11 protein-coding genes are annotated in these 11,830 nt (G+C 56.4%); 1 reads left to right on the top strand and 10 read right to left on the bottom strand.

Going from position 1 to position 11,830, the window contains the following annotated elements:
• The 7 genes from KK078_RS15040 to KK078_RS15010 form a co-directional block, all read right to left on the bottom strand.
• A partial coding sequence (locus KK078_RS15040) for an amidohydrolase family protein (RefSeq protein WP_254091108.1) occupies positions 1–1,011 on the bottom strand: 1,011 nt, incomplete at its 3' end.
• Between the two features lie 12 nt (positions 1,012–1,023).
• Positions 1,024–2,391 (bottom strand): amidohydrolase, encoded by a 1,368-nt coding sequence (locus KK078_RS15035; RefSeq protein ID WP_394370567.1) that lies wholly within the window; start codon positions 2,389–2,391, stop codon positions 1,024–1,026.
• Between the two features lie 13 nt (positions 2,392–2,404).
• Positions 2,405–4,072, bottom strand: a complete 1,668-nt coding sequence (locus tag KK078_RS15030) for an amidohydrolase family protein (protein ID WP_254091107.1) — start codon at positions 4,070–4,072, stop codon at positions 2,405–2,407.
• A gap of 108 nt (positions 4,073–4,180) precedes the next feature.
• Positions 4,181–4,531 carry a translation initiation factor gene (locus KK078_RS15025; protein WP_254091106.1) on the bottom strand — a complete coding sequence of 117 codons (351 nt, stop codon included), beginning with the start codon at positions 4,529–4,531 and terminating at the stop codon, positions 4,181–4,183.
• Position 4,532: 1 nt separating this feature from the next.
• A complete protein-coding gene (locus KK078_RS15020) occupies positions 4,533–5,333 on the bottom strand; it encodes a DnaJ domain-containing protein (RefSeq protein WP_254091105.1) in 801 nt (266 codons plus the stop codon).
• Positions 5,334–5,404: 71 nt separating this feature from the next.
• Positions 5,405–5,977 carry an LPP20 family lipoprotein gene (locus KK078_RS15015; protein WP_254091104.1) on the bottom strand — a complete coding sequence of 191 codons (573 nt, stop codon included), beginning with the start codon at positions 5,975–5,977 and terminating at the stop codon, positions 5,405–5,407.
• A 92-nt stretch (positions 5,978–6,069) separates the two neighbouring features.
• A complete protein-coding gene (locus KK078_RS15010; RefSeq protein WP_254091103.1) occupies positions 6,070–7,440 on the bottom strand; it encodes an LPP20 family lipoprotein in 1,371 nt (456 codons plus the stop codon).
• 179 nt (positions 7,441–7,619) lie between these two features.
• Between KK078_RS15010 and KK078_RS15005 the strand changes: the two genes are divergently transcribed.
• Positions 7,620–8,141 (top strand): hypothetical protein, encoded by a 522-nt coding sequence (locus KK078_RS15005; RefSeq protein WP_254091102.1) that lies wholly within the window; start codon positions 7,620–7,622, stop codon positions 8,139–8,141.
• Positions 8,142–8,221: 80 nt separating this feature from the next.
• On the opposite strand, the gene KK078_RS15000 is transcribed toward KK078_RS15005, so the two are convergent.
• Genes KK078_RS15000 through KK078_RS14990 form a run of 3 tightly spaced genes read right to left on the bottom strand, consistent with a single transcriptional unit; the run spans position 8,222 to position 11,645 of the window.
• Positions 8,222–8,992 (bottom strand): succinate dehydrogenase/fumarate reductase iron-sulfur subunit, encoded by a 771-nt coding sequence (locus KK078_RS15000; protein WP_254091101.1) that lies wholly within the window; start codon positions 8,990–8,992, stop codon positions 8,222–8,224.
• Positions 8,993–9,001: 9 nt separating this feature from the next.
• Positions 9,002–10,927: a fumarate reductase/succinate dehydrogenase flavoprotein subunit gene (locus KK078_RS14995; RefSeq protein WP_254091100.1), complete on the bottom strand. Its 1,926-nt coding sequence runs from the start codon at positions 10,925–10,927 to the stop codon at positions 9,002–9,004.
• 34 nt (positions 10,928–10,961) lie between these two features.
• Positions 10,962–11,645 carry a succinate dehydrogenase cytochrome b subunit gene (locus KK078_RS14990; RefSeq protein ID WP_254091099.1) on the bottom strand — a complete coding sequence of 228 codons (684 nt, stop codon included), beginning with the start codon at positions 11,643–11,645 and terminating at the stop codon, positions 10,962–10,964.
• Positions 11,646–11,830: the final 185 nt, after the last annotated feature.

The raw sequence follows: 11,830 nt of genomic DNA, 5'->3' as shown, positions 1-11,830 counted from the left end.
GTCGTCGGTCGTGCCGAGGGCTACTTTTACACCCGCTTTGTGGAGCAGGCCGGGATTTGCGTAGGCTTTGTCGTAGCGGTCATAGTCGCGTGTAGGCAATGCCAACACGGGACCTGCGATGACGGGTATGTTGGCTTTGGCAATCTCTGCCGCTACGCGCCAGCCTTCGCTTGCACCCGACAGGATCACTTTCTTCACTTTCTTTTCACCCACCCAGGTGAGGGCGTTCAGGATGTCTTTAGCCACTTCTACCTGGATGATCACCGGGCGCTGGCCGCGCACGACCGGCAGCAACGCCTGCAGCTCAGGGTAGTATGTTACGCCCTTGCCGTTCAGGGCGGAATCGATCTTGTGATACTCTTCGGCCTTTTGCCAGGCTTCGTTCAGTTTGTTGACGCGTTTGTCATATTCCCGTTTGATCTCTTCGTCGGTGCGTTTGTCCCAGCCGCCACGGCGGCTGGATTGCGGCCACATGATCACGACGCCCTCGAAGCCGGCAAACATCTGGTCGGGCGTATAGCCGTGTAGGTTAATGAGCGCGGCGGTGCCGGGCATCAGGTCGCCCTCGGGCGTGGCGATGACGGTGGTTACACCGCTGACGCGGGTAACGGGTATCAGCACGGAGTTGGGGTTGACGGCGGTCAGCGCGCGCATCTGCGGCACGATATCGCCTACTTCGTTGAAGTCGCGCGTGCGCGGGTCGGAGGCCACTTCGCTCAGGCCCAGCTTGGTGTTGGCGTCGATCATACCGGGGTAGATCCACCGGCCGCGGCAGTCGATGACTTCGGCGCCGGCTGGTACTGTCACCGAAGTGCCTACGGCAGCGATCTTGCCGTTGCTGATGATCACGGTGCCATCGTGAATGACTCCTTTTGTCACCGTTTCGATGGAGGCGTGCGTCAGCGCATAGGTGGCGTGTGTGCTCTTCTGGCTTTGGGCGGCCAGCGGCTGGATGGCGAGGGCCATTGCTACCGTTGCGCTCGCATATATAAAGGCTGTTAGTTTCTTCATGAGCGGGGGACGTTAGTTAAGTCCGAAAATAGTATCAAATGCATCGTCGAGGCCTTCCAGGCAGCTGTCGTGGTCGCGTTGCTCCAACTCGACGGCTTCGACCGGCTCGTTGGGGTCTACGGCCAGGCGTACGTCGTCTGCGTCTTTGGCGCGGTCAAACCGCACCACACCGTCTACGATCGTTACCTGCGGCACGCCGTATACCGACAACGGGTGGTTCTGGAAGATGACCAGGTCGGCATCTTTCCCGACTTCGATCGAGCCCACGCGCTGGTCGATGCCCAGCTGTTTGGCCGGGTTGAGCGTGATGAGTGCAAGCGCTTCGTCGTCGCTCAGGGCGCCGTACTTCTGTGTTTTGGCGGCTTCGTGATACAGGTGGCGCATCAGCTCGGGGTCGTCGGAGTTGATGGAGGTCGTTACACCGTTGCGGGTGAGGATGGCGGCGTTGTAGGCGGTGGAGTAGTATACTTCGAATTTGTAGGCCCACCAGTCGGCAAATACCGAGGCCATGGCGCCTTGTGCGGCCAGCTCGGGCGCTACTTTAAAGCCTTCGTTTACGTGCTGAAAGACGATCTTTTTGATCCCAAAATCTTTGCATACCTGCAGCATCATATAGATCTCGTCGGCACGATAGCTGTGGCAATGAATGATGATGTTGCCTTTCAGGATCTCGGCCAGCGTCTCGAGGCGGTAGCTATACTCCGGGGGAGCACCGCGAAAACCTTTTTGTGTTTTGGCTTTCTGATACGTGTCCCACGCGGCGGCATAGGCCCTGGCTTTGGAGAAAGCCTCGCGCATGACGAACTCCACGCCCATGCGTGTGCGGGGCACGATGTTGTTGCCGCCGCCGTGTACGCGCGTGGGGTTTTCGCCCAGGGCGAACTTAATGGTGCGCGGCGCGCCTTGCATACGGAGCGCTTCGGGCTCCATGACGCCGTAGCGCAGCTTAAGTGTCTGACACTGGCCGCCGATGGCGTTGGCCGAGCCGTGCATGGCGTGTATGGTCGTTACGCCGCCGGCGAGCGCACGGTAGAGCGATACGTCAAACGGGTTGATGGCGTCGCCTACGGCTACCTCGGCCGTCACGGGCGCCGTCCATTCGTTGATGGCATCGATGCCCTGGTGGGAGTGCGCATCGATTATACCCGGCATGACAAACATGCCGGTGGCATCGTGTACGGCATAGCCTGTGGGTGCTGTGAGGTTCTTGCCTACCTGCGCGATCTTCCCGTCTTTGATCAGCACGTCGGTGTTCGCCTGGGTGCCTTTGGTGATCGTCAGCACCGTGGCATTGCGGATGAGCATGTTGCCGGTCTGCTGGCCCAGCGCCGGCAGTGTCGCCACCATGACCAACAGCGTATAGTATATCATTCTTTTCATGTGGTTCACGTGTTTAGGGCTTGGGTTTCTTTTGTCCTTGTACCGGCAGTTTGTCGCCTGTGTCGAGTGTCGCCTCGCCTTTGAACGTCGTACCTTCTACCTTGGCTTCTACTTCTACCTTGATGTCGCGGCCGTCCTGGTTCATGGTGAACGAGAACTTCAACACGTTGCCTTCCAGCATAAGGGTGGTCAGTGTCACGGGCTGCGGTAAGAAATCGCCCGACACGGTGCCGCCGAGCTGCGCACCTTCTTTCTTGATCGTGAGCAATGCTTCGGTCTTGCCCTGCGGTGTTTCGGACGTTACCGTCCACTCGCCTTCGAGGGCTACCTTCGCCGCTTCTTTCTTGGCGGCGGCAAGGTCCATTTTATACAGTATGCCGTTTACAAACACATAATGCACGACGGACTTCTCATCGAAGTACGGTTTGCGTGTGACGACGAGGTTGGCCACCTTGCCTGCATCGACGGAGCCCAGCATATCCGATACTCCCAGCAGTTGCGCCGGTGTCGTCGTCAGGGCTGCCAGGGCCTGATCTTCGGTAAGCCCGGCTTTGATGATCTTGCGCAGGTTGCCGCGGATGTCACCGGTTTTTACCTGCAGTGCCGAGAAGCCGAACGGCACGCCGGCCTTTTGAAAGGCTACGGCCTGGCCGGTATATTTTGCTGTGAACTCTGTCTTGCGTTTGTCCAGCGCTTCTTTCTCTTGCGCGCTCATGGATTTGAGCGGCTCGTCTTTCTTTTCTTCTTTCTTCTCTTCGGGCAGCTGCAGGCTGAGGAATACTTTGGCGTTGGCGGCTTTGAGCTTAGGGGCCACATCCCAACCTTCCTTTACCTCGGCTACGACGAGCGGAAAGCCCAGGCCTTTTTGCAGGTCGAGCACGCGATGCACGTCGAGGGCCTTCTCGGCCTGGAAGAGTACGGGCATCTTTTTATCGATCACGGGGTAAAACGCTTCCAGCACCCGGTCCGTCGCGGCGGGCTTCATACCGTTGCGCGCGGAGGCGTAGGTCGTGGCATACCCTTTTGCCTGTACGGCCTGGCGGTATAGCTCACGCCACTTGGCCATCACGCCGATGACGGTAACAGGATAGATGCGATCGGCCGTGGCCAGCGTTGAAAAGAATGATGTTTGGGGCTGCAGCACCATGTCGTCGGCCGTGCGTCCGCCCAGCCAGACCAGTGCACCCGCACCGGGCAACATGCCCCCGTGCGGCACAACGTGCGCCGTGGTAAATCCGATCGCCCGCAGCTCTTCCACGGCCTTGTCGGCAGGGTTCAGAAAATTGCGTACATCCGTTTGCGGCGTAATGCCGGCCCGGTCGGGCGGTGGGTTGCCCGGATCTTTGACGCGATCGCGGTTCTCGTTGTTGGGTTTATTTACGCCGGCGTGGGAAAGGCCGTCGATAAAGCCTGCGTATACGTACAGGCTATCGCCCTTCAGCACCATGGCTTCGGGGGGTACAGGTATATTCTTGCCGACAGCCTTTATCAGCCCGTCTTTGATCACCACGGTGCCTTTGTCAACAATGCGACCGGGACTTTGAATAATGGTGACGTGGGTAATGGCGTACGTGCCGGTAACTGGCAGCAGCTCGCGTTCTTCCTGAGCCAACAGCGGGCCTGCGATAAGCAGCCACACCAGCGCCAGGCTCAGCCGCGCGGCGACATAAGGAGTCTTCATTAAAACGTAGGTTAATGGTTAAGTTCTGGGCGGAAAGATAATCAGGTTTTCGGCTGCGCTACATGCTGCCTACAGGAAAGGCCTATAAAATGGCTGGAAGGCGCGGCCTTAGCCGATGCGCTTGGCCTTGTATCCTTCTTTTTGCAGGATCTGTACTACCTTGTCGCGTACATCGCCTTGTATGAGCACCTCACCGTCTTTCTGCGAGCCGCCCACACCGCATTTGGTTTTAATGAGCTTGGTGAGTGTATCGAGATCGGCGGCCGTGCCGATAAACCCGGTGACGAGCGTTACCTGTTTGCCGGCGCGCCCGCTCTTGTCGAGCTGCACGCGCAGGTTCTGTTGCTGGGGCGGCAACGTTTGAGCTTCGTCGTCCTGCTGATAGGAGAACTCAAAATCGCTGCTGGTGGAGTAGACCACCCCGTCGCGTTTTTTCCAGTCGTTGTTCTTTTTGCTCATGCTACAAAATTAACCATAATGTGATGACGAGCAGCAGGCCGTTGACAAAACTGGCATTAAAGAAAAACTCGATGTTCTTGCGGCGCAGTACGGCGGCCAGCGACGTGCCTAACAGTACGATGGGAAAGAGGGCCAGCGCCCGGTAGTTATAGCCCATTTTGAAATCCGTTGCCTGGTAATACAGCGACATGGCCGTGTGATACACCAGGGTGCGTCTGTATTGCACGCGCGCCTGGACCGGCCGGGGTCCGTCATAATCGTACACTTTCAGATGATCACCGTTGGTCAGCGACAGGTGCAGCACGGCCGACAGGTTACGGCCGCGTCCTCCGGGCCGTTGAAAATAATAATTTTCTACTTCGCTTTCCACTACGGAGTAGGGTAACACATAATCCAGCGCGAACAACACGGTCACCAGTAATCCCACGTAGTTGAACCACTTTATATACGGCACGCACTTGTTCATTAACGCTTCCCGTTGACGACGCGCGCTCATGGTCGGTGCCGGCCGCGGACGATATTTCGGATCGCGGTGTCTCGGCGGCGGGGGTGTCTGCCCGGCGGCGGTCGTAGTGGCGACCAGGTCGGTCCATCCTTGCGTCCGGCGCAGGTCATACGCCGCACGAGCGTCGGGATCACCCAATACATCATAGGCCTCGTTGATCTCGGCCATATAGGCGTGCGCCTGCGGATCGGGATTCTTGTCGGGATGGTATTGCACCACCAACCGCCGGTATACGCGTTTGATTTCCGCAGCGTGCGCGGTAGCACGTATACCCAGGATCGCGTAATAGTCTTTCATGCAGATAACAAAAATAAAAAAGCCACGGCATATACCCGTGGCTTTTTCTCAGAACAGGTCTGGCTGCAAGCTTACTGGTTGCTCAGTTTATCCATTTCTTTTTCGAAGGTCTCTTTGAACTTCTCGTAGTCGTAGTCGATCTTGAGACGGTCGTCTTTTGACATTTTTTCGTTGTAGCTGGCCACCAGCTCATCGGCCGAAAGCTCGATGGCGATGTACGTCTTATAGCTACCGTCTTCTGTTTTCATCAGCTTTTCGCAGATGGTCTTCAGGCCGGTAAGCTTCTGGTCTACGATCTCGCGGTTCAGCTGTTCGAAGCGCTCTTCTACCTCCTCTTTATTGTTCATTTCGCGGGAGTTGGTATAGTTGTCGGTTACAGCCTTTACGGTTGTCTGAATGCTGGACGCCAGTTCTGCGCGGGCGTTGGCAAGGGCCTTCTTCTTAGAAGTTACCTGGTCCTGGCTTTGGCCGATGGAGTTGGCACGGAAGAATTTATTGGTAGTGAAGAAATCGGGGCCTGAGCAAGGTACGACTACTTCGATCTCGCCTTTGGGTGCCTGCGTTTTTTTGCTGCCTTTACAGCCGGCGAGGAACGCGCCGCCCAGGGCAACCAACATGAGGGTAGAGTAGGTGAACTTTTTCATATTCAAATGGAAATTTTAGTTACAAATTATGAGATGCAAATGAGATACCAAACTGAAGCGAAGTGCGAGAAATCACGCATGTATGTTTACTCTTATTGAAGTACGGTATTGAGAAGCTCGTTCATACGGTCTTTTTCGAGCGTATCGATGGCTTTGGCATAGGCATCGATGCTGGATTTGTCGTAATCCAGGCCGTAGCCCTTGATGCGGTCCAGCGTGGTGGCGTATATTTCTTTGTTTTCTTTTACCGTCACCACCTTGATGACTCCCGTCAGATACGTAACATAAATGCTGCCGGTTACAGAGCCCTTTTCGGAATCGGACTGGATGTCGAACCACAGGTCGGCCTTGCGTTTGTCGTCGGTAAATTCAAAGCCGTTGTTGGCCAGCAGGTTGCGGAGCTTATTGCTGATCTGTACGGTGGCTTTGGTGACGCCGAGGCTACGCTCTTCGGCCGTGAGGTATACCAGGGGGCGTTGTACCTTCAGCGCTACCTGCGCAGCGGGTACGTGGAGCGTACGCGCCACCAGCGTGTAGATGGGTGAGTTGCCGCTGCCGCTGAGCGCGTCGATATCCACCCGCACGCCCACGGTTTGCTCGATGTCTTTCGAGCCGATCTTATTCAGCAGGATCTTGGACTGCCCGAGCTGATCGGTGCGGTAATTCGGGAATACATCGCCGGCGCCCTTTTCGAACGCGGCCACCAGGGGTAACGCCGCGGCCGGTTTGTTCAGGTCTTTATAGTATGCTTTGGCCATGACGACCGTCTGCGCGCTTTGCTGCACGCGTCGGTTGAGCTCGATCACGGCGGGGTCTACCCGCAGAGAGATCCTGTCGAGCGTCGCCTGGATCGATGCGTAGATTTCGTTGGCCAACAATACCTCTTTGCCGTCGATCGTCACGCGGATGGCTTCGCCCAGGTATTTTTCAATGCTGCGGAAGGCCTGGAAATAATAGTTTACAGACTGCAGCCGTTCCCCCGCCCGCTCGGCATCGCGGGCCTTTTGCAGGTAGTCGGTGGCCAGCAGGGTGGCGTTGCGTTTTTGTTCTTCTTTGATCTGGCGGTAGCGCGCGATGGAGAGACGATAGTATACCCAGTAGTTGCTGGGATCTTCCCAGGCTTCGACCAGCTCGAACTCTTCGATCTCGTCGGCAGCGGTGGTCTTGATGATCTGCTCGTACTGCTCGGTAAATTTCTTGTCGGCTTCGAACTGGCTCAGCACCGAGGTGCTGGATACGTTTACCTTGATATCGGAGATGAGGTCTTCCAGGGCGCTCTTTTTGGCTGCCTGGATATAGTTGGTGTCGTTACCTTTCAGGCTGTGGCCGATGCCGGTATAATAGCCATCCTGGTAGGGGGCTGTCTTGAGCCATGCCGGCTTTAAAGACTCAGGGTCCGGCGGCTGCACCTTGGGGCTGCACCCGGCCAACGCAATCAGGAGGAGGATAAAAAGTCGTTTCACAAAATAACTCAAAGGAATTCGCGTTAGACAGTAGCCACATCCGTGCCAAAAGTACTTAAGCACACGCCCACACCCATCACACACGTCGCGGACCACTCAAAACAAATCTACGGGTGATAGACGGTTAAACGACCAGGGAAACCCATTTTATTTTAACTTTATCAGCAAATCCGGCTTTTATGAAACGATTCTTTACGTGTGTGGCCCTCGCGGCGGCCCTATTCGGGTGCCAGGATCAGAACCAGGAGAGCACCCCGAGCGATTTTACCGGCAATGAGAGCGTATATGCGCTGGCGGCTCCTCCGGACGCGGCCTACGACATCAGCGGCACGGTAACGTTCAAGGAGAAAAAAGACGGTCAGGCGGTGATCGTGGTGGCGCTGTCGGGCACCGATGGTGACGTTCAGTTGCCCGTGCACCTGCACCTGGGCAGCATTGGCGAGCCGGATGCCGACGTTTACGCGCTCCTCAACCCGGTGCTGGGCAAGACCGGCCTGAGCGAGACCCTCCTCTCCCACGCTGGCGACGAGACGCCCATGGATTACCAGAAACTCGTTAACCTGAACGCCTGTATTAAAGTGCACCTGGCGGCCAGCGGTCCCGGCCGCGACGTGGTACTGGCCGGCGGCAATATCGGCAGCGCCTTTACCAACGACACTTCTGCCCGCGGCGGCTTTTTTGCCAGCTGCAAGAGCGAATAAGATTCGGAAGAAATGCCATAAAAAAGCCCCACCCGGTACTACCGCGTGGGGCTTTTTCTATGGTTATCGGGACCGGGCGATCAGGCGCCGTCGCCTTTGGCTTGTACTTCGTAGGAGGTCAGCGTGGCCATAAAGTACTCGCGGTTCATGCGGGCAATGTTGGTCAGGCTGATGCCTTTCGGACATTCGGCTTCGCAGGCACCGGTGTTGGTACAGGCACCGAAACCTTCGGCGTCCATCTGTGCAACCATCTTCTCTGCGCGTTCTTTGCGTTCGGCCTGGCCTTGCGGCAGCAGGGCGAGCTGCGAAATCTTCGCGCTGGTAAACAGCATGGCGGAAGCGTTCTTACAGGCGGCTACGCAGGCGCCGCAACCAATGCACTGCGCGGCGTCCATGGCTTCGTCTGCCACCTTCTTGGGAATCGGTATGGCGTTACCGTCGGGTACGCCGCCCGTGTTCACCGACACGTAACCGCCGGCTTGCTGAATGCGGTCGAAGGCGGTGCGGTCTACCACCAGGTCTTTTACGACGGGGAACGCCTTGGCGCGCCATGGCTCGACCACGATCGTTTCGCCGTCTTTGAATGTACGCATGTGCAGCTGGCATGTGGTGGTCTGCTGCGGGCCGTGCGGACGGCCGTTGATATATAGACTGCACATACCGCAGATACCTTCGCGGCAGTCGTGGTCGAATGCCACGGGCTCCTCTCCCTTTACTACCAGTTCGTTGTTCAGCACGTCCAGCATTTCCAGGAACGACATATCTTCCGACACGTGTTCATGCTGGTACACCTTAAAGGCACCTTTGGAGGTGTTGTTCTTTTGTCTCCAGATCTTAAGTGTAATCTTCATGGAAGCCTCTTATTTATAACTCCGCTGAGTCGGTTTAACAGTTTCATAGATCAGTTCTTCCTTGTGCAGGACTTCGGGTTGATCTTCGCCCGTGTATTGCCATGCGGCAACGTACATGAACTCGTCGTCTTTGCGTTGCGCTTCGCCGTCAGGCGTAGAAGACTCTTCGCGGAAGTGGCCGCCGCAGGATTCGGTGCGGTTCAACGCATCGTCTACCATCAGCTCGCCCAGTTCGATAAAGTCGGCCACACGCATGGCTTTTTCCAGTTCCTGGTTCAGCTCGCTGGAGCCTCCCAATACGTTGACGTTGCTCCAGAACTCTTTCTTCAGATCCTGGATCAGGCCTTTTGCTTTGCGCAGGCCGGCGTCGGTACGTGACATGCCGCAGTACTCCCACATGATGTGGCCGAGGTCGCGGTGCAGGTGGTCTACTGTCTTTTTGCCTTTTATGCTCAGCAGTCTGGCGATGCGTTCGTTCACTTGCTTTTCCGCCTCTTTAAACTCGGGCAGATCGGTGCTGATCTTCTCGCCTGCTTTCATGCCGGCCAGGTAGTCGCCCACCGTGTACGGAATCACGAAGTAACCGTCTGCCAGTCCTTGCATGAGCGCGGAGGCTCCCAGGCGGTTGGCGCCGTGGTCGGAGAAGTTGGCTTCGCCGAGGGCATACAGGCCGGGGACGGTAGTCATCAGGTTATAGTCTACCCAGAGGCCGCCCATGGTATAGTGCACGGCGGGGTAGATCATCATCGGCATTTCGTACGGATTGTCGCCGGTGATCTGCTTATACATGTCGAACAGGTTGCCGTACTTGGCTTCGATGACATTGCGTCCATCGCGTTTGATGGCGTCGGCGAAGTCGAGGAATACGGCACGGCCGGTCTGGCCTACGCCACGGCCTTCGTCGCACATATACTTGGCGTTGCGCGACGCTACGTCGCGGGGCACCAGGTTACCGAACGAAGGGTATTTGCGTTCGAGGAAGTAGTCGCGATCGTCTTCGGCAATGCTGGCGGCGTCTTTTGCACGCAGGCCCGGCTTTGCCACTTTGGGTACCCATACACGACCGTCGTTCCGCAGTGATTCCGACATGAGCGTCAGCTTCGACTGGTGGTCGCCCGTTACGGGGATACAGGTCGGGTGAATTTGCGTATAGCAGGGGTTGCCGAAGAAAGCACCTTTCTTGTGGGCGCGCCATGCGGCGGTTACGTTCGAGCCTTTTGCGTTCGTTGACAGGAAGAAGACGTTGCCGTAGCCACCGGTGCACAGCAGTACCGCGTGGGCGCTGTGCGATTCGATCTTACCGGTGATGAGGTTACGCACGACGATGCCGCGTGCTTTGCCGTCCACGAGCACGACGTCCAGCATTTCGGAGCGGGTATACATCTTCACTTTGCCGTTGGCGATCTGGCGGTTCAAGGCCGAGTATGCGCCTAACAACAATTGTTGTCCGGTTTGACCGCGGGCGTAGAACGTACGCGATACCTGCGCACCGCCAAAGGAGCGGTTGGCCAGGGTTCCGCCATATTCGCGGGCGAAGGGTACACCTTGCGCCACGCACTGGTCGATGATGTTGACGCTGACTTCGGCCAGGCGGTGAACGTTGGCCTCGCGGGCGCGGTAGTCGCCCCCTTTGATCGTATCATAAAAAAGACGGTACACGCTGTCACCGTCGTTTTGGTAATTCTTGGCTGCGTTGATACCACCTTGCGCGGCGATACTGTGCGCACGGCGGGGGCTGTCCTGGAAACAGAACGCCTTTACATTGTAGCCCAGCTCACCAAGCGATGCGGCGGCGGAAGCACCGGCCAGACCGGTACCTACCACGATCACGTCATACTTGCGCTTGTTGGCCGGGTTTACCAGCTTCACGTTGAACTTATGCTTGGTCCACTTTTCACCCAGGGGGCCTTGCGGAGCTTTTGATTCTAGTTTCATATAAATGACTCGCGAATTGCGCTGATTTAATTAATTAGTGAGGGGTCGTCAGGTACATGACGATCGGGATGATCGCAAACAGCACCGGCACGATGATCGAGAAGGCTCTGCCGACAAACCGGATGGGCTGGTTGTACTTGAGGTGGTTCAGGCCCAGCGTCTGGAAGGTGCTGGCGAAGCCGTGCCACAGGTGGAAGGCCAGGACAAGCATGCTGAAGACATAGATGGCTACCCAGAGGATGTTGCTGTAGGCAAACGCCACGACCGCGTACAGGTCTTTCACTTCCTGGCCGTCGTATACTTTCACCGGGATGTTGCCCCAATGCATCTTTGCCCAAAACCCTTGCAGGTGGATGACCAGGAAGATCAGGATGAAGGTACCCAGGATGCCCATGTTCCGCGATGTCCAGGCCGAGGAGTTTTTGCTTACCGCATATCCCTCGGAACCGCGCGCTTTGCGATTGTGCATCGTGAGCAACAAGGCCCAGATGATGTGGATCAGGATGCAGGCATAGTTCACGTAGGACACTGTCTTGATCAGCGGATTGCTTGTCATGAACTTCGCATAAACATTGAACGCCTCTCCCCCATCGTGTTTGAGGAGCTGAAGATTACCGATCAAGTGTACGACAAGAAAAAGGATCAGGAAAAGACCCGTCAGGGCCATCATCAGTTTTCTGCCGAGGGTGCTCGTCAGAAGCTTGGTAAACCAATTCATATTTAGGCTTTCAGAATTTTTGCGAAAATTAGTTCGCAAAGCCTATTTCACCAAGTTGAACATTACTTTATAAATGTTCTAAATAGGGAAATCTGACCCGCTGTTTGTGCTCCTGCGTGGAGAAGAGAGTCGATGGTTTACAGATAGATACGTGTGTATAGGGTACACGTGAGGCGAGGGTGTTC

This window comes from Dawidia soli (genome assembly GCF_018598185.1).
Lineage (GTDB): Bacteria > Bacteroidota > Bacteroidia > Cytophagales > Cyclobacteriaceae > Ohtaekwangia > Ohtaekwangia soli.
The sequence above is the reverse complement of the archived record's forward strand: the minus strand, read 5'-3'. Positions and strand labels throughout refer to the sequence as shown.